The sequence below is a fragment of the Umezawaea beigongshangensis genome (assembly GCF_016464305.1).
In the GTDB taxonomy this organism is placed as follows: domain Bacteria; phylum Actinomycetota; class Actinomycetes; order Mycobacteriales; family Pseudonocardiaceae; genus Umezawaea_A; species Umezawaea_A beigongshangensis.
Genome location: NZ_JAEIOJ010000007.1, coordinates 66,312 through 82,999, shown reverse-complemented (window position 1 = coordinate 82,999; position 16,688 = coordinate 66,312). Strand labels below are relative to the sequence as shown.

At 72.4% G+C, this 16,688-nt stretch carries 19 protein-coding genes; 14 read left to right on the top strand and 5 right to left on the bottom strand.

The features are described from left to right. Window positions 1-10 precede the first annotated feature (10 nt). The 4 genes from obgE (at window position 11) to IMZ35_RS18380 (ending at window position 3,720) form a co-directional block, all read left to right on the top strand. Window positions 11-1,474, top strand: a complete 1,464-nt coding sequence (obgE, locus tag IMZ35_RS18395) for a GTPase ObgE (protein ID WP_199442352.1) — start codon at window positions 11-13, stop codon at window positions 1,472-1,474. After that, window positions 1,471-2,601 (top strand): glutamate 5-kinase, encoded by a 1,131-nt coding sequence (proB, locus tag IMZ35_RS18390; protein ID WP_229372520.1) that lies wholly within the window; start codon window positions 1,471-1,473, stop codon window positions 2,599-2,601. Before obgE ends, proB begins: the two co-directional genes overlap by 4 nt. A gap of 397 nt (window positions 2,602-2,998) precedes the next feature. Beyond that, a complete protein-coding gene (locus IMZ35_RS18385) occupies window positions 2,999-3,343 on the top strand; it encodes an SH3 domain-containing protein (RefSeq protein WP_199442351.1) in 345 nt (114 codons plus the stop codon). 32 nt (window positions 3,344-3,375) lie between these two features. Beyond that, on the top strand, window positions 3,376-3,720 hold the full coding sequence (locus IMZ35_RS18380) for a hypothetical protein (protein ID WP_199442350.1): 345 nt from the start codon (window positions 3,376-3,378) through the stop codon (window positions 3,718-3,720). A gap of 49 nt (window positions 3,721-3,769) precedes the next feature. Here IMZ35_RS18380 and IMZ35_RS18375 read toward each other — a convergent pair whose 3' ends face one another. The 4 genes from IMZ35_RS18375 to IMZ35_RS18360 all read right to left on the bottom strand — a co-directional run bounded on the left by IMZ35_RS18375 (window position 3,770) and on the right by IMZ35_RS18360 (window position 8,330). Beyond that, window positions 3,770-3,946, bottom strand: a complete 177-nt coding sequence (locus IMZ35_RS18375; protein WP_199442349.1) for a DUF397 domain-containing protein — start codon at window positions 3,944-3,946, stop codon at window positions 3,770-3,772. Further along, entirely contained in the window at window positions 3,903-4,802 is a 900-nt protein-coding gene (locus IMZ35_RS18370) for a helix-turn-helix domain-containing protein (protein ID WP_199442348.1), read from the bottom strand. Before IMZ35_RS18370 ends, IMZ35_RS18375 begins: the two co-directional genes overlap by 44 nt. A gap of 95 nt (window positions 4,803-4,897) precedes the next feature. After that, complete coding sequence (locus IMZ35_RS18365) at window positions 4,898-6,169, bottom strand: MFS transporter (protein ID WP_199442347.1); 1,272 nt, start codon at window positions 6,167-6,169, stop codon at window positions 4,898-4,900. Window positions 6,170-6,245: 76 nt separating this feature from the next. Continuing rightward, the gene (locus IMZ35_RS18360; RefSeq protein ID WP_199442346.1) at window positions 6,246-8,330 is read right to left on the bottom strand and encodes a RecQ family ATP-dependent DNA helicase; all 2,085 of its coding nucleotides are present in this window, start codon (window positions 8,328-8,330) and stop codon (window positions 6,246-6,248) included. Between the two features lie 91 nt (window positions 8,331-8,421). Between IMZ35_RS18360 and IMZ35_RS18355 the strand changes: the two genes are divergently transcribed. The 7 genes from IMZ35_RS18355 (at window position 8,422) to nadD (ending at window position 14,080) form a co-directional block, all read left to right on the top strand. Beyond that, the gene (locus IMZ35_RS18355; RefSeq protein ID WP_199442345.1) at window positions 8,422-9,723 is read left to right on the top strand and encodes a glutamate-5-semialdehyde dehydrogenase; all 1,302 of its coding nucleotides are present in this window, start codon (window positions 8,422-8,424) and stop codon (window positions 9,721-9,723) included. Window positions 9,724-9,730: 7 nt separating this feature from the next. Next, window positions 9,731-10,294 (top strand): TetR/AcrR family transcriptional regulator, encoded by a 564-nt coding sequence (locus IMZ35_RS18350; protein ID WP_199442344.1) that lies wholly within the window; start codon window positions 9,731-9,733, stop codon window positions 10,292-10,294. A gap of 118 nt (window positions 10,295-10,412) precedes the next feature. Then, on the top strand, window positions 10,413-11,612 hold the full coding sequence (locus IMZ35_RS18345) for a cytochrome P450 (protein ID WP_199442343.1): 1,200 nt from the start codon (window positions 10,413-10,415) through the stop codon (window positions 11,610-11,612). Continuing rightward, window positions 11,609-11,836 (top strand): ferredoxin, encoded by a 228-nt coding sequence (locus IMZ35_RS18340; RefSeq protein WP_307868345.1) that lies wholly within the window; start codon window positions 11,609-11,611, stop codon window positions 11,834-11,836. Before IMZ35_RS18345 ends, IMZ35_RS18340 begins: the two co-directional genes overlap by 4 nt. 148 nt (window positions 11,837-11,984) lie before the next feature. Then, on the top strand, window positions 11,985-13,184 hold the full coding sequence (locus tag IMZ35_RS18335; RefSeq protein ID WP_199442342.1) for a cytochrome P450: 1,200 nt from the start codon (window positions 11,985-11,987) through the stop codon (window positions 13,182-13,184). Continuing rightward, window positions 13,181-13,408 (top strand): ferredoxin, encoded by a 228-nt coding sequence (locus IMZ35_RS18330; RefSeq protein ID WP_307868343.1) that lies wholly within the window; start codon window positions 13,181-13,183, stop codon window positions 13,406-13,408. The genes IMZ35_RS18335 and IMZ35_RS18330 overlap by 4 nt, the downstream gene beginning before the upstream one ends. 75 nt (window positions 13,409-13,483) lie before the next feature. Next, window positions 13,484-14,080 (top strand): nicotinate-nucleotide adenylyltransferase, encoded by a 597-nt coding sequence (gene nadD, locus IMZ35_RS18325; RefSeq protein ID WP_199442341.1) that lies wholly within the window; start codon window positions 13,484-13,486, stop codon window positions 14,078-14,080. 4 nt (window positions 14,081-14,084) lie between these two features. Here the strand turns inward: nadD and IMZ35_RS18320 are convergent, their stop codons facing one another. Then, the gene (locus IMZ35_RS18320; RefSeq protein WP_199442340.1) at window positions 14,085-14,741 is read right to left on the bottom strand and encodes a class I SAM-dependent DNA methyltransferase; all 657 of its coding nucleotides are present in this window, start codon (window positions 14,739-14,741) and stop codon (window positions 14,085-14,087) included. Between the two features lie 168 nt (window positions 14,742-14,909). On the opposite strand from IMZ35_RS18320, the gene rsfS reads away from it, so the two are divergent. Genes rsfS through octT form a run of 3 tightly spaced genes read left to right on the top strand, consistent with a single transcriptional unit; the run spans window position 14,910 to window position 16,679 of the window. Then, on the top strand, window positions 14,910-15,329 hold the full coding sequence (rsfS, locus tag IMZ35_RS18315; RefSeq protein WP_199442339.1) for a ribosome silencing factor: 420 nt from the start codon (window positions 14,910-14,912) through the stop codon (window positions 15,327-15,329). Window positions 15,330-15,336: 7 nt separating this feature from the next. After that, a complete protein-coding gene (locus tag IMZ35_RS18310) occupies window positions 15,337-15,951 on the top strand; it encodes a histidine phosphatase family protein (protein WP_199442338.1) in 615 nt (204 codons plus the stop codon). Beyond that, complete coding sequence (gene octT, locus IMZ35_RS18305) at window positions 15,948-16,679, top strand: diglucosylglycerate octanoyltransferase (protein WP_307868341.1); 732 nt, start codon at window positions 15,948-15,950, stop codon at window positions 16,677-16,679. The genes IMZ35_RS18310 and octT overlap by 4 nt, the downstream gene beginning before the upstream one ends. Window positions 16,680-16,688 lie beyond the last annotated feature (9 nt).

Sequence of the window (16,688 nt, the reverse complement as noted above, 5' to 3'; positions counted from 1 at the left end):
AGGAATCCCCGTGTCCCGATTCGTCGACCGGGTGGTGATCCACGTTGCCGCTGGTGACGGGGGTAACGGGTGCGCCTCGGTGCACCGCGAGAAGTTCAAGCCGCTGGGCGGCCCCGACGGTGGCAACGGCGGCAAGGGCGGCGACGTCGTCCTCGTGGTCGACGCCAACGTGCACACGCTGCTCGACTTCCACTTCCACCCCCACGCCAAGGGCACCAACGGCAAGCCAGGTGCCGGTGCCAACCGCGACGGTGCCAACGGCACCGACCTGGAGCTGAAGGTCCCGGACGGCACCGTCGTCCTCGACGGGGCCGGCAACGTCGTCGCCGACCTCATCGGTCACGGGACGCGCCTCATCGCCGCCAGGGGCGGTCGCGGCGGCCTGGGCAACGCCTCGCTGGCCTCCAAGGCCCGCAAGGCGCCCGGCTTCGCGCTGCTCGGCGAGCCCGGTGACGCCAGCGACCTGGTCCTGGAGCTGAAGTCCGTCGCGGACGTCGGCCTGCTCGGCTTCCCGTCGGCGGGCAAGTCGTCGCTGATCTCGGTGCTGTCCGAGGCCAAGCCGAAGATCGCCGACTACCCGTTCACCACGCTCGTCCCCAACCTCGGGGTGATCACCGCGGGCACGAACGTCTTCACGATGGCCGACGTGCCCGGCCTCATCCCCGGCGCGAGCCAGGGCAAGGGCCTCGGCCTGGACTTCCTGCGCCACATCGAGCGCTGCGCGGTGCTGGTGCACGTCGTGGACTGCGCCACGTTCGAGGACGGCCGCGACCCGCTGTCCGACATCGACGCGCTGGAGGAGGAGCTGGCCCGCTACACCCCGTCGCTGGGTGGCGAGCTGGCCGACCGGCCGCGCGTGGTCGTGCTGAACAAGATGGACGTGCCGGACGCGCAGGACCTGGCCGACATCGTGCGCCCCGACATCGAGGCGCGCGGCCTGCCGGTGTTCGAGGTGTCCACCGCGACCCGCTCCGGTCTGCGCGAGCTGACCTTCGCGCTGGCCGACGTGGTGCAGAAGTACCGCGACTCGCTGCCCACGCCGGAGGCGACCCGGATCGTGCTGCGTCCGACGGCGGTCGACGACGCGGGCTTCACCGTGGTCGAGGACCCCGACTCCGAGGGCGGCTTCATCGTCCGGGGCGAGCGTCCCGAGCGCTGGATCCGGCAGACCGACTTCTCCAACGACGAGGCCGTGGGCTACCTCGCGGACCGGCTCGCGCGTCTGGGCGTCGAGGAGGTGCTCATCAAGATGGGCGCCGTGCCCGGCTGCTCGGTGATGGTCGGCGACGTCGTGTTCGACTGGGAGCCGACGACCCCGGCGGGCATCGCGATGACGATGTCCGGACGCGGCACCGACGTCCGGCTGGAGAACAACAGCCGCATCGGCGCGCACGAGCGCAAGGCGCTGAAGAAGGCGCGTCGCGTGCCGGGTCTGTACGGCGACTTCGAGGACGAGGACTTCGACGGGGAATGACGCTCGCGGGTGTGTCGCGGACCCGGCGGGCGGTCGCCGCCGCCGGCCGGGTCGTGGTCAAGGTCGGCTCGTCCTCGCTCACCACGGCGCAGGGCGGGCTCGACCCGTCCCGGCTGGACGCCCTCGTGGACGCCGTGGCGGCGCGCTGCGCGGCCGGGAGCCAGGTCGTGCTCGTGTCGTCGGGCGCCATCGCGGCGGGGCTGGCCCCGCTCGGGCTGGCCCGGCGGCCGAAGGACCTCGCCACGCAGCAGGCCGCGGCCAGCGTGGGTCAGCTGACGCTGGCCCACGCCTACGCCAACTCCTTCGGACGCTACTCGCTCACCGTCGGCCAGGTGCTCCTCACGGCCGACGACGTGGTGCGGCGCGCGCACTACCGCAACGCCCAGCGCACCTTCTCCCGGCTGCTGGCGCTGGGCGCGGTGCCGGTGGTCAACGAGAACGACACCGTGGCCACCGAGGAGATCCGCTTCGGCGACAACGACCGGCTGGCCGCGCTGGTGGCGCACCTGGTCGGGGCGGACGCCCTGGTCCTGCTGTCGGACGTGGACGCGCTCTACGACGGCGACCCCAGGGTGCCCGGCGCGCGGCGCGTCACGGAGGTCGAGGGTGCCGCCGACGTGTCGGACGTGAAGGCCGGTTCGGTCGGCGCGTCGGGCCTGGGCACGGGCGGCATGGCCTCGAAGCTGGCCGCGGCCCGGCTGGCGGCGGCGGCCGGTGTGCCGGTGCTGCTGGCGGGCTCGTTCGACGCCGCACGCGCGCTGGGGCCAGCCGACGTGGGCACGGCGTTCGCGGTCACCGGTCCGCGCCTGTCGGCCCGCCGCTTCTGGCTGGGCTACGCGACCGACACCAACGGCCGCCTCGTCCTGGACGACGGCGCGGTGGCCGCCGTGGCGGGCCGCCGCAGGTCGCTGCTGGCGGCGGGCATCACCGCCGTCGAGGGCACCTTCGAGGCGGGTGACGTCGTGGAACTGGCCGACGCCTCCGGCGCCGTGGTCGCCCGCGGCGTGGTGGCCCACGACGCGGCCGAACTCCCGGCCCTGATCGGCCGCAAGACCGCCGACCTCCCCCCGGACCACCGCCGCGAGATAGTCCACGCCGACGACCTGGTCCCCCTCCCCCCGCTGTAACCCGCGAGTTGAGCGTTCCAGCACGGTGAGTTGAGCGTTCAGGCACCGCGAGTGGAGCGTTCGGGACACGTCGGACGGGGCGTGTCCGCACCGCGCGACTCCGGTGGTGGGGTCCGCACGAGGGATGCGGTCCACGGCGTCGTCGCCGGTGGTGACGAGAGCACGGCCGCTGAGCGGCGGGACCGTTCGCCGGTCATCGGAGTGCTCGCTCCTGCTCGCTCGATCGTGTGAATTCAGATCCGCTTTCCCGCATTCGGCCTATCGTCGACGACGAGCACATCACGGGAACGCGCCGTGGTGCTCGTGAGTCCGGGGGGACCACATCTGGTTCGACACTGGTTCCTCCGTGCGGAACAACGCCGTGTTCGGGGGGAACATGAATCGATTTCGAGCAATTGTGTCGATCGTCGTCACCGTGCTGTGGGTGCTCGTGAGCGCGGGGTCGTCGAGCGCGTCCGCGGAGGCGCGCACGCCGGTGAGCATCGCCGTGCCCGCCAACGGGACGGCCGTCTTCGACGCCGACGGCGTCAACATCCGCGAGACGCCACGGCTGAACAGCCGCATCAACGGCAAGGGCTACAACGGCCAGGGCGCTGACCTGCGCTGTGCCCGTGACGGTGATCTCGTCGGTGGTATCTCCACCTGGTACCGGCTCACGAACCGGGACACGGGTGTCACCGGATGGGTGCACTACAGCTTCCTCCGCGAGGTGTTCTGGACGAATCCCGAGGGTGGTTGCTGACAGCGAGACCGTTCTTCGCAGAGGGGGAAGACATGATCCGTCGAACGATGTCCACCGCGTTCGTCGCCGTGGTCCTGGCCCTGGCGTTCGTGCCGGTTTCGGCCGCCGCTCCGGCTCCTGCACCGGCGGCGTCGGAATCGGTGGCGCGGAACTGGGTCAGCGACTTCACGCAGCCCGGTGTGCGAATCCGCACGAGGCCGAGCGTCAACGCCACCGTCGTGGGGCACGGCAATCCGAGGGACATGGCGACCATTCACCGGCTGGTGCACGGTGACGCCGTCACCTGCCCGGACGGCCGCCGCACCACAGAGTGGTACGAGCTGACCAACATGCGCACGCACGTGTCCGGCTTCTCCAGCACCTGCTACGTGCCGTGACGACGAGCGGCGGGGACACGAGCTGTGCGTTCCCGCCGCTCCGCCTCGATCAGGTCCGGTCGCCGCTGACCCGGCGCAGGAACTCGTGCCACGTGCCGGTGGGGAAGGTCAGCTCGGGGGCGGGGTTCTTGGAGTCCCGCACCGCCACGTCCGAGGTGAAGGAGACCTCGACGCAGTCCTCGTTACCGGTTCCGCTGTAGCTGCTCGTGCGCCACGTCCTGCTCATCGCGGTCCTCTCGCCGGTCGTAGACGTCGGCCCAGTGGGCGAACACCGACCGCGATTGTTCCGCATCCAGAGCCAGTTCTGACAGAGCTGCCTGTTTGCGGTGGTAGAACTCGACGGCTCGCCGGTCGTCCACGAACAGGGTCGCGACGTCCGTCTCCACGTAGGCGACGGGGCCGACCTCGTCGAAGGTCATCAGGACGAACGACCGCGCGAGGAGCGGGTGGTTCACCGCCAGCGGCACCACGCGCGGGCTCAGCCGGGACCACTCGCTCATGAACGCCAAGCGCATCATCTGGTCGTGCATGATCCGGGAGTTGCCGATCGGGGCCTGGAGCGCCATCTCGTGGACGAAGAACACCGCGTCGGGTGATTCGTCCCCGGTGAGGACCTCCTGCCGGTCCATCCGCGAGCGGATCATCGGCCCGACGTCCTCCGCCGCGTCCACTCCGCCGCCCCGGATCAGGGTCTCCGCGTACTCCTCGGTCTGGAGCAGTCCGGGGACCAGCATCAGCTCGTACTTGCAGATCGTGCGGGCCGCCCGCTCGTGGATGATCAGGCACACCAGCGAATCGGCGAGGGTGCTGAAGTGCGGACGGGCCAGGTAGCCCGTGTCGTGCCCCTGCGCCAGGGCGATGATCCGGTCGCGCGTGCGCTTGTCCGTGCCGAGCCTGCCCAGCAGCGCCGCCAGCTCCACGTCACTGGTGCCGCGCCAGCCGCCCTCCAGCTTCGACAGCTTCGTGGCCGACCACTCCAGCTCCTCGCACACCGCGTAGCCCCTGACCCCGGCGCGCTCGCGGGCGCGGCGCAGTTCCTCGCCGAGTTCCCGACTCCGCATCGTGGTGATCCGCTGCTTCATGCGGCCCGAAGCTAGCCCCGTCCACTCCGTTCCTCACCACCACGACCAGCACCTTCACCGCAAAGGATCGCTTTCGCGGGGTGCTTGGCCAGCGGTCACCGCAATTCTGCGCCGCGCGTCTCCGGCAGGGTGAGGATCACCAGGAACGCGACGGCCGCGCCCGCGGCGACGTAGAAGAAGAACGTGCTGCCCGCCAGCACGGTGATCACCAGCGGGGCCGTGCCGCCGAAGACCGCGACCGTCAGGTTGTACCAGGCGCCGATGCCCAGGCCCCGCAGCTCCGTCGGGAACAGCTCGCTCATCACGGCCGGGGCGATCGACGTCATCATCGTGTAGAGCCCGAGCCCGACGCAGAACACCACCAGCAGACCGCCGAGACCCGGCCCGATCAGCGTGGACAGCGGCACGATCAGCACGGCCGTCGCCGCCGACCACACCAGCAGTTGCGGCCGTCGGCCGAACCGGTCCGACAGTGCCCCCATCGGGTACTGGAGGGCGACGAACAGCGCCGTGGCGATCGACAGCGCGAGGAAGACGTCCACCGCGTCCGCGCCGCGCTGCTTCACCGCGAACGGCGTCAGCGCGCTGAAGAACGTGTAGTAGCAGAGGGTCGACAGCATCGTGAAGCCCACGAGCCGCCCCACCGCCCCCGGGTGCTCGCGCAGCGTCGTCAGCAGCGGGGTGCGCAGCTTCTCCGCCTTCTCCCGGTTCTGCTCGAACTGCTCGGTCTCCGCGAGGCTGCGCCGCAGCCACAGCCCGGCCAGTCCCAGCACGCCGCCGACGAGGAAGGGGATGCGCCAGCCGAACGACGAGAGGTCTTCGGCGCTGAGAGTGCGCGCCAGCGCGAACCCCAGCAGCGAGGCGATCAGCACCGCCGTGCCGGTGGAGACGTAGAAGAACGCCGAGTAGCGGCCGCGCCGCTCCGGCGGGGCGATCTCGGCGAGATAGGCGGAGGCGTTGGACACCTCACCGCCCAGCGACAACCCCTGCGCGATGCGGGCGAGCAGAAGCAGGACCGGCGCGAACCAGCCGACCTGGGAGAAGGTCGGCAGCAGCGCGATGGCCGTCGACCCGCCCGCCATCAGCGCGATCGTCACGACCATGGCCGTGCGGCGGCCCCGCAGGTCGGCGAACCGGCCGAGCAGGTAGCCGCCCAGCGGCCGGAAGAAGAACGCCAGGGCGTACGTGGCGAGGGTGTTGACGAGGGCGAGGGCCTCGTTGCCCGCCGGGAAGATCTGCGTCGCGAAGTAGATGCTGAACGTGGCGAAGATGGTCCAGTCGTACCACTCGATCGCGTTGCCGAGGGACGCCGCGACGAGCGTGCGGACGGGCAACCGGTGCCTCTGGACCACGACGGCTTCACCCACACCGGCACCCCCGAATCGGACGCTCCTCGTCCTCGCGACCGTCCCACAGATCACATCGCCTGCCCAGCCCCCGGTCTCAGGCGGTCGTCGCCAGCGCGAACGGCAGCACGGCGGACGCCCCGGCGTCGCGCAGCGTCTTCGCCGCCAGCGTCATCGTCCAGCCGGTGTCCACCCGGTCGTCCACGAGCAGCACCGGACCGTCCACACCGGACAGGTCCGGCGCGCGAACCCCGCTCCACAGTCCCGCGAGGCGCTGCGCGCTGTTCGCCCGGTGCCCCGCCTCGCCGAGCCGCACCGTGCCCAGCAGGGGCAGCCGCCCGATCGCGGCGATGCGCTCGCCGAAGCTCCCGACGAGCGCGGGCCGCCGCCGCGAGCCCACGGTGACGACGCCGACGGGCCTGGTCTCCCAGTCCCACGCGGACAGCACCGCGACGCACGCGGCGAACACGTCGTCGGGCACCGGGCCGTCGCGGTCGTCGGAGAACAGGGACCGCAGGCGGTTGCCCCAGCCGATGTCGGTCAGCCGGCCCAGCGCGCGGCCGGTCTCCGCGACGGCCGACGCGGGGATGCGGCCGGTGAGCGGGACGCCGACCGCCGCCATGCCGGTCGGCCACATCTTGCGCGGCGCGAGGTCGACGCCGGGTCGCATCAGCCGGTCGCGCGCCGCGGTGGCCGCCGTGTCCGACACCCGCGCCGACGGCCGTTCGCCGGTGCAGTTGTCGCACCGCCCGCACGGCGCGGCGTTCGGGTCGTCGAGCTGCCGCAGCAGGAACTCCATGCGGCACCCGTCGGTGCTCAGGTAGTCGAGCATCGCCTGCTGCTCGACCTTCCGCGCCTCGGCGATGCGCCCGTAGCGCTCGGCGTCGTAGTCCCACGGCATCCCGGTGGAGATCCACCCGCCCTTGACCCGGTGCACGGCGCCGTCGACGTCGAGCACCTTCAGCACCACCTCCAGGCGCGTGCGGGACAGCTCGACCAGCGGCTCCAGCGCGGCCGTCGACAGCGCGCGGTCCGCGTCGGCCAGCACGTCGAGCACCTGCCGCACGACGTGCTCCGGGGGGAACGCCAGCGAGGCGAAGTAGGCCCAGATGTCCCGGTCCTCGGGGCCGGGCAGCAGCAGCACCTCGGCCCGCTCCACCCCGCGACCGGCGCGGCCGATCTGCTGGTAGTAGGCGATCGGCGACGGGGGAGCGCCCAGGTGCACGACGAACCCCAGGTCGGGCTTGTCGAAGCCCATGCCCAGCGCCGAGGTCGCCACGAGCGCCTTCACCCGGTTGGCGAGCAGGTCCTCCTCGGCGCGCTGCCGCTCAGCGGGGTCGGTGCGGCCGGAGTAGGAGGCGACCGGGTGGCCGCGGTCGCGCAGGAACGACGCCACGTCGTCCGCAGCGGCCACGGTCAGCGCGTAGACGATCCCCGAGCCGGGCAGCGTCTCCAGGTGCTCGGCGAGCCACCCCAGCCGCGCCTCGGCCGTGGGCAGCCGCACGGCCGCCAGCCGCAGGCTCTCCCGGTCCAGCGGGCCGCGCAGCACCAGCGCGTCCGAGCCGGAGCCGAGCCCGAGCTGCTCGGTGACGTCGCGCACCACGCGGTCGTTCGCCGTCGCCGTGGTCGCGAGGACCGGCACGCCCGGCGGCAGCTCGGTCAGCAGCGTGCGCAGCCGCCGGTAGTCGGGGCGGAAGTCGTGGCCCCAGTCGGAGATGCAGTGCGCCTCGTCCACCACCAGCAGCCCGGCCGACGCGGTCAGCGACGGCAGGACCGTGTCGCGGAAGTCCGGGTTGTTCAGCCGTTCGGGGCTCACCAGCAGCACGTCGACCTCACCGGCCGCCACCGAGTCCTGCACCTGCTGCCACTCGTCCGTGTTGGCCGAGTTGATCGTCGCGGCGTGCACGCCCGCGCGCTCCGCGGCGTCGACCTGGTTGCGCATCAGGGCGAGCAGCGGCGAGACGATGACCGTCGGCCCCTCGCCCAGCTCCCGCAGCAGCGCCGTGGCGATGAAGTACACCGCCGACTTGCCCCACCCGGTGCGCTGCACGACCAGCGCCCGCCTGCGGTCGGCGACCAGCGCGCGGATCGCGGTCCACTGGTCCTCGCGCAGCCGGGCGTCCGGCCCGGCGAGGGCTCGGAGGCGCTGGTCGGCCGATTCACGGAGCGCTGCGTCGTCCACGCCGTCCACTGTGGCAGGTGCCACCGACACCGCGTTCACCAGGCGGGAACCTGGGCGACACTCCTGAACCGGCCGCCGTACCCTCTAGGACGTGACGACCACCACGGCACCCGAGCGCGTCAGCACCGGCGACGACCTGCGCGAGGAGGTGCACGCCGCCGCCCGCCGCGCCCGCGTCGCCGCCGACGAGCTCGTGCTCGCGACCCGCGAGGTGAAGGACGCCGCGCTGCGCGCGATGGCCGCCGCGCTGCGCGAGCGCGCCGACGAGGTCCTGCTGGCCAACACCGCCGACGTGGAGGCCGGACGCGCCGCCGGGACCTCCGAGTCCCTGCTGGACCGCCTCGCGCTCACCCCCGCGCGGATCGACGGCGTGGCGCAGGGCCTGCTGACCGTCGCCGGACTGGCCGACCCGGTGGGCGAGGTGCTGCGCGGCGGCGTCCTGCCCAACGGCCTGGAGACCCGCCAGGTGCGCGTGCCGCTCGGCGTGGTCGGCATGGTCTACGAGGCCCGCCCCAACGTCACCGTGGACGCGGCCGGGCTCGCGCTCAAGTCGGGCAACGCCGTGCTGCTGCGCGGTTCCTCCTCGGCCGAGCGCTCCAACACCGCGCTCGTCGCCGTGCTGCGGGACGCGCTCGTCGCCAGCGGCCTGCCCGCCGACGCGGTGCAGCTGCTGCCGTGCCACGACCGCGCCTCCGTGCGTCACCTGATCACCGCTCGCGGCCTGGTGGACCTGGTGATCCCGCGCGGTGGCGCCGGGCTCATCTCCGCCGTCGTCGAGCAGGCGACCGTGCCGACGATCGAGACGGGCGTGGGCAACTGCCACGTCTACGTGGACGCCTCGGCGGACCTCGACGACGCCGAGCGGATCGTGCTCAACGCCAAGACCCGCCGCCCCAGCGTGTGCAACACGGTGGAGACGGTGCTGGTGCACGCCGACGTGGCCGACGCGTTCGTCCCGCGCCTGGCCGGAGCGCTGCGCGGGGCCGGTGTCACCGTGCACGCCGAGCCCGTGTTCGCGGGGCTCGCCGGTGAGGTCGTGCCCGCCACGGACGAGGACTGGGACGTCGAGTACCTCTCGCTGGACATCGCCGCGAAGGTCGTCGGCTCGCTCGACGAGGCCGTCGCGCACATCGCCGCCCACGGCTCGGGCCACACCGAGGCGATCGTGACGTCCGACGTGACGGCCGCCCGGCGGTTCACCGCCCGCGTCGACGCCGCGGCCGTCATGGTCAACGCCTCCACGGCGTTCACCGACGGGGCCGAGCTGGGCATGGGCGCGGAGATCGGCATCTCCACGCAGAAGCTGCACGCCCGCGGGCCGATGGGACTCGCGGAGCTGACCTCGTCCAAGTGGGTGGTGTGGGGCGAGGGGCACGTCCGCCCCACGTCCTGACCCGCCCGTGACCACTCGTCCGAGGGATTCCGCGGCCACCCGCGCCGCACTGCTCGACGCCGCGGCGGTCCTGTTCGCCGAGCGCGGCTTCGACCGCACGACCGTGCGCGACATCGCCGGTAGGGCCGGGGTCAACCAGGCGCTGCTGTTCCGCTACTTCGGCAGCAAGGAGGCCCTGTTCGCGACCGTCATGGCGCGGCAGAGCCACGAGCTGCTGGCCGAGTCGCCCGCCGAGCGCGCACTCGCCCGCGTCCTGGAGCGGATGCTCGACGAGGAGGGGCCGCGCCTGCACGACCACCCGCTGCACGCGGCGCTGCGGTCCGTCTCCCACGACGGGGCGGCCGCGGCGATCCGGCAGCGCATGGGGGACGAGTACGCCGAGGTGCTCAGCTCGCTGACCGACGCCGAGGACGCCGACGTGCGGGCGGACCTGGTCCTGGCGTGGTTGCTGGGCATCGGGCTGCTGCGGTCCGTGCTGGCCAAGGAGCCGCTGGCCAGCGCCGACCCGGAGCGGGTGAGCGAGCACGTGCTCCGCGCCGTGCAGGTCCTGCTGGAGCGCTCCGAGCGGTAGGACGCGCTCCTCGGCCACGATCACCGGATCGGGTCGTTGACGGTTGGTGATCGACTGCCTACGGTCGAGTCATGTAAGCACACGCTTACATGCGCGCAGTCGGTGGGAGGAGCACGGGATGACGACCGGCCAGCAACCCAGGACCTACCCGTTCGGCGAGGCGGACCGGCTGCGACTCCACCCGACCTACGCGGAGCTGCGGCGGTCCGAGCCGGTGACGAGGGTCCGGCTGCCCCACGGCGGTGACGGGTGGCTCGCCACGCGGTACACCGACGTCAGGACGGTGCTGTCCGATCCGCGCTTCAGCCGCGCGGCCACCGTCGGAGCCGACGTCCCCCGGACGACGCCCCTGGTGTCGCGGGACACCAACATCCTGACGATGGACCCGCCCGACCACACGAGGCTGCGCAAGCTGGTGGCCAAGGCGTTCACCGCGCGGCGCACCGAGATGCTCCGGCCGCGCGCCGAGAAGATCGTCGGCGACCTGCTCGACGCCGTGGAGGCGCAGGGGCCGCCCGTCGACCTGATCGAGGCGCTGGCGCTGCCGCTCCCGATCACGCTCATCTGCGAGATGCTCGGGGTGCCGGTCGAGGACCGCGTCGACTTCCGCCGCTGGTCGGACAAGGCGCTGGCGCTCACCGCGTTCGCCCCGGAGGAGATCGTCGCCGCCGTCGAGGACCTGCGCGACTACATCGCGGGGCTGGTGGCGCAGCGGCGCGAGCACCCCACCGACGACGTGCTCGGGACGCTCGTGCAAGCGCGCGACGAGGGCGACCGGCTGACCGAGGCCGAGCTGGTCAACTTCGGCGTGACGCTGCTCGTCGCCGGGCACGAGACGACGGCGAACCAGATCGGCAACTTCGTCTACACCCTGCTCACCGAGCCCGAGCACCTGGCCGCGCTGCGCACGACCCCCGACCTGGTGCCCGCCGCCGTCGAGGAGCTGCTGCGGATCGTGCCGCTGGGTGGTGCGGCCGGGTTCGCGCGGATCGCCACCGAGGACGTGGAGATCGGCGGGGTGACCGTGCCCGCCGGTGACGCCGTGCTGGTCAGCATGCCGTCCGCCAACCGGGACGACGCCGTGTTCACCCACCCGGAGCTGATCGACTTCCGGCGCGAGACCAACCCGCACATCGCCTTCGGTCACGGCGTGCACCACTGCGTCGGCGCACAGCTCGCGCGCATGGAGTTGCAGGTGGCCCTCAGCGCGCTGCTCCAGCGCTTCCCGGCGCTGGAGCTGGCGGCGCCCGTCGAGGAGATCGTGTTCAAGAAGGGCAGGCTGGTGCGCGGTCTGGCCTCCCTGCCGGTGAGGTGGTGACGGTCGTGACGTGGCGGATCGAGGTCGACAGGACGAGCTGCGTGGGATCGGGCATGTGCACGGCGATAGCACCGGAGCGCTTCGTCCTGGTGGGGGACCGGGCGCAGGCGGTCGAGGCGGCCGTCGAGCCCGACGACGCGGTGCTCGACGCGGCGGAGTCGTGCCCGATGGAGGCGATCGTGGTGCGCGGGGAGAACGCGGAGGTGCTCGCGCCGGAGGTGTGAGACCGCGCCGGCGCAGCGGGGTACTGCTCGGTCGGACGCGCCCACAGGTGTGCGTGCGCTTGCCCCCGCCCCGGAGCGGTGGTTGCGTTTCCTGCGGGAACTCCTGCGTGGTGCGCGTGAACCCCCGAGGTGACGAGGAGACCGCAGCATGAGCACAGTCCACGAACCCCGTGCATTTCCGTTCGGCGAGCCCGACGGCCTGCGGTTGCCCCCGCTGTTCGCCACCCTCCGCGAGGAGGAGCCGATGGTGCGCGTCCGCATGCCCTACGGCGGTGACGCCTGGCTGGTGCTGCGCTACGACGACGTGAAGACCGTGCTGGCGGACCCCCGGTTCAGCCGGGCGGCCACCGTCGATGCCGACGTGCCCAGGATGATGCCCGTGCTCAGCCAGGACACGTCGATCCTGAGCATGGACCCGCCGCACCACACGAGGCTGCGCAAGCTGGTGGCGAAGGCGTTCACCGCGCGGCGCACCGAGATTCTGCGTCCGCGCACCGAGCAGATCGCGACGGACCTGCTCGACGCGGTGGAGGCGCAGGGCCCGCCGGTCGACCTCGTGCAGTCCTTCGCGCTGCCGCTGCCGATCACCGTCATCTGCGAGCTGCTCGGCGTGCCGCAGGCCGACCGCGCCGACTTCCGCCGCTGGTCCGACGGCGTCCTCGCCACCACGTCGCTGACGGCGCAGGAGATGGAAGCGGCGATGAACTCCCTGCTGACCTACATGGCCGGGCTCGTCGCCGAGCGCAGACGTGCCCCGACCGGGGACGTGCTCGGCACGCTGGTGCGGGCGCGCGACGAGGACGACCGGCTGACCGAGGACGAGCTGGTCGACTTCGGCGTGACGCTGCTCATCGCCGGGCACGAGACCACCGCCAACCAGATCGGGAACTTCGTCGCCGCGCTGTTCCGCAGCCCGCCCCACCTGGCCGCGCTGCGCGCCGATCCCGGCCTGGTCCCGGCGGCCGTGGAGGAGATGCTGCGCCTGGTGCCGCTCGGCTCGGGAGGCGGGTTCGTGCGCATCGCCCTGGAGGACGTCGAGCTGAAGGCCGGGCTCGTGCGCAGGGGAGAGGCCGTGATGGCCGACATCCTCAACGCAAACCGGGACGGGCGGGTCTTCGCCGACCCGGAGGTGCTGGACTTCCACCGCGAGAACAACCCGCACCTGATGTTCGGTCACGGTGTGCACCACTGCGTGGGCGCGCAGCTCGCCCGGATGGAGCTCCAGGTCGCGATCACCGCGCTGCTGCGGCGCTTCCCCTCGCTGGAGCTGGACGTGCCCGCCGACGAGGTGGAGTTCTCCACCGGCAAGCTGGTGCGCGGCCCGGTCGCCCTCCCCGTGCGGTGGTGACGGCAGTGCCGTGGCGGATCGACGTCGACCGGGAGACCTGCGTCGGCTCGGGCATGTGCACCGCTATCGCCTCCAACCGCTTCGTCCTGGTGGCGGACCGGGCGCGCGCGGTCGACGCGACCGTCGAGCCCGACGAGGCCGTGCTGGACGCGGCGGAGTCGTGCCCGATGGAGGCGATCGTGGTCCGCGACGAGGCGGGGAGGGTGCTCGCCCCCGAGCGGTGAGGCCGCTGGAACGGGTGTGGGGGTGATCACGCCTGCACACCCGGCCGCCCGATCGTCCACGTAGGCTCACCAGCCATGTCCAACGCCCGCCGGATCGGCGTCATGGGTGGCACGTTCGACCCGGTGCACCACGGTCACCTCGTCGCCGCCAGCGAGGTGCAGGCCAGGTTCGACCTGGACGAGGTGATCTTCGTGCCCACGGGGCAGCCGTGGCAGAAGACCGAGCGCGAGGTCAGCAGGGCCGAGGACCGCTACCTGATGACGGTCATCGCGACCGCGTCCAACCCGCGGTTCTCCGTCAGCCGGGTCGACATCGACCGCGTGGGACCCACCTACACGGTGGACACGCTGACCGACCTCAAGGAGCAGTACCCGGACGCCGACCTGTTCTTCATCACCGGCGCGGACGCGCTGGAGCAGATCCTGTCGTGGCGCGAAGCCGACCACGTGTTCGACCTCGCGCACTTCATCGGTGTCACCCGTCCCGGCTACGAGCTGGACGACCGGCACCTGCCGCCGGGCTCGGTGTCGCTGGTGGAGGTGCCCGCCATGGCCATCTCCTCCACGGCGTGCCGGTCCCGCACGGCCGAGGGGCTGCCCGTGTGGTACCTCGTCCCGGACGGTGTCGTGCAGTACATCTCCAAGCGCGGGCTCTACTCCGCTCCGGACTGACCGGTCAGCCGACGCCGGCCGGCTTGCGCGCCACGACGACGGCCTGCGGGGTGCGCTCCGTCTCGTCGGCCTCGCGCAGCAGCCGGGCGGTCACCGCGAACCCGGCTCCGCTCAGCAGGTCGGCGACCCGGTCGGGAGACAACCGGTGGAAGTCGAGCGACACCGCGTGGCCGAACGCCTCCGTCAGGTGCAGCGGTTCGTCACCCACCTGGAACGCGAGCAGCAGGTCGCCACCGGAGGCCAGCACCCGGTGGAACTCGGCGAACACGTCCGGCAGCAGCGCCGGCGGGACGTGGATGACGGAGTACCAGGCGACGACGCCGCCCAGAGAGCCGTCCGGCAGGTCCAGCGCCGTCATCGAGCCCTCGTCGAACCGCAGGTCGGGGTACGTCCGCCGGGCCAGCTCCACCATCTTCGGCGACAGGTCGATCCCGCTGATCGGCACGCCCAGGGAGTGCAGGTGCGCCGCCACGCGGCCGTAGCCGCAGCCGATCTCGACGACCGGCCCGCGAGCTGACGCGGTCACGGTGTCCGCGAACGCGGCGAGCATCGCCCGGTCCAGCGGCTTGCGGTCCAGATCGGTGCGGGCGTACTCGACGTACTCGGCGGCCACGGCGTCGTAGCCCGCCCTCGTCGCGCTCAGGAACGGTGGTTCGATCACGGTTCAGCACCGTAGTCACCCCCGGAGGGCGCACCCGGTTCCGGTCCGAGCGGAGCGGTGCGGTAACCGGTGGCCAGCGCCGGTACCCTCATTAACTCGTGCGGACGCATCGGCGTCCGACGGCACGTGAGGTACGACCCGACAGTCGGGTCGCTGGTGAGGAGAAAAGTGGCAGCCACCGACGAGGCACGACGGTTGGCGCTGGTCGCCGCTAACGCGGCAGCCGACAAGAAGGCGCACGACGTTCTGATCCTCGACGTGTCCGACCAGCTCGTGATCACCGATTGCTTCGTGATCGCGTCCGCTCCCAACGAGCGGCAGGTCGGCGCGATCGTGGACAACATCGAGGAGAAGATGCGCGAGTCCGGCACCAAGCCGGTGCGCCGGGAGGGTGCCCGCGAGGGCCGCTGGGTCCTGCTGGACTTCGTCCACGTCGTGGTGCACGTGCAGCACGTCGAGGAGCGGAGCTTCTACGGCCTGGAGCGCCTGTGGAAGGACTGCCCGGTGATCGAGTTCGACGCGACCCCGTCCTCCGACGAGGACGACATCGACGGCGACGGCAGGACGAACGAGGCGACGGAGGCGTGAGGCGCGGATGACGCTGAGCCGACTCGTGCTGTGGCGGCACGGTGAGACCGACTACAACGCCACCGGGCGGATGCAGGGACACCTGGACTCGGAGCTGACCGAGACGGGCTGGAACCAGGCCCGGTTCGCGGTTCCGGTGCTCGCCGGCTTCGCACCCGAGCTGGTCGTGGCGTCCGACCTGCGCCGGGCCAGGGACACCGCCACGGTGTTCACGTCGGTCGCGGGCATCCCGCTGCGGATCGACGAGCGTCTGCGGGAGACCCACCTCGGCAAGTGGCAGGGGCTCACCCCCGACGAGGTGGAGGTCGAGTGGCCCGGCGCCATGCAGCGCTGGCGGACCGATCCCACGGTCGCTCCACCCGACGGGGAGACCAGGGTAGAGGTCGCGGTCCGCGCCGCCGAGGTGGTCGCGGAGGTCGACGAGCAGTTCTCGGACACGGTGATGCTGTGCGCCCACGGCGGACTGATCACCGCGCTGACCGGGCACCTGCTCGGCCTGCCCGTGGCCACGTGGCCGCAGTTCGGCGGCATCAGCAACTGCCACTGGACGGTGTTCACCCGACGCCCGTCCGGTGACGGCCGCTGGCGCCTGTCGTCCTACAACGCGGGTTCCACGCGGTGAGACTGCTGGTGGTGGCCGATTCGCTGGCCTTCCACGGCCCGGACGGGCCACTGCCGGCAGACCACCCGGACCTGTGGCCGAACCGCGCGGCCGCCGCGCTCGGCGGGCACGCGGAGCTGGCCGCCGGGTTCGGGTGGACGGCCCGCGACGGCTGGTGGTCCCTCACCGGCGACCCCCGCGTGTGGTCGCTGCTGCCCCGCACCGACGTGCTGGTCCTCGCGGTCGGCGGCATGGACACCCTGCCCTCGCCGCTGCCGACCTACCTGCGTCAGGGATTGCGCTACCTGCGCCCCGACCGGGTGCGCCGCTGGGCCCGCCGGGCCTACCGGGCGGCTCAGCCGCACCTCGCCCGTGCGACGCGCGGGCGTCCGGTGGCCCTGCCGCCGCACCTGACGGTCCGCTACCTCGACGACTCGGTGCGTGCCGTGCGGCACCTGCGGCCCGGTGTGGCCGTGGTGGCGTTCGTGCCGCCGGTGCACCGCTCGGCGCTCTACGGCGGTGTCCACACCGGTCACGCCGCCGCCGTCCGCGCGATCACCGCGTGGGCCGGGCGTGCCGGGGTCGCGCTGGTCGACCTGCCAGCCGTGGTGGGCGACCACGTGCTGTCCGGGCGGGGCAACCCCGACGGCGTGCACTGGGGCTGGGAGGGCCACGAACTGGTGGCCGCCGCCGTCGCCGACACCGTCCGGTCCGTGGCGGTCGAGCGCACGACCGGGGAAGCGCCGTAGGCTCGTCGC

Coding starts and splice junctions, on each gene's coding strand:
- proB (WP_229372520.1), top strand. CDS start 1,471: ATGACGCTCGCGGGTGTGTCGCGGACCCGGCGGGCGGTCGCCGCCGCC.
- IMZ35_RS18380 (WP_199442350.1), top strand. CDS start 3,376: ATGATCCGTCGAACGATGTCCACCGCGTTCGTCGCCGTGGTCCTGGCC.
- IMZ35_RS18375 (WP_199442349.1), bottom strand. CDS start 3,946: ATGAGCAGGACGTGGCGCACGAGCAGCTACAGCGGAACCGGTAACGAG.
- IMZ35_RS18370 (WP_199442348.1), bottom strand. CDS start 4,802: ATGAAGCAGCGGATCACCACGATGCGGAGTCGGGAACTCGGCGAGGAA.
- IMZ35_RS18345 (WP_199442343.1), top strand. CDS start 10,413: ATGACGACCGGCCAGCAACCCAGGACCTACCCGTTCGGCGAGGCGGAC.
- IMZ35_RS18335 (WP_199442342.1), top strand. CDS start 11,985: ATGAGCACAGTCCACGAACCCCGTGCATTTCCGTTCGGCGAGCCCGAC.
- nadD (WP_199442341.1), top strand. CDS start 13,484: ATGTCCAACGCCCGCCGGATCGGCGTCATGGGTGGCACGTTCGACCCG.
- IMZ35_RS18310 (WP_199442338.1), top strand. CDS start 15,337: ATGACGCTGAGCCGACTCGTGCTGTGGCGGCACGGTGAGACCGACTAC.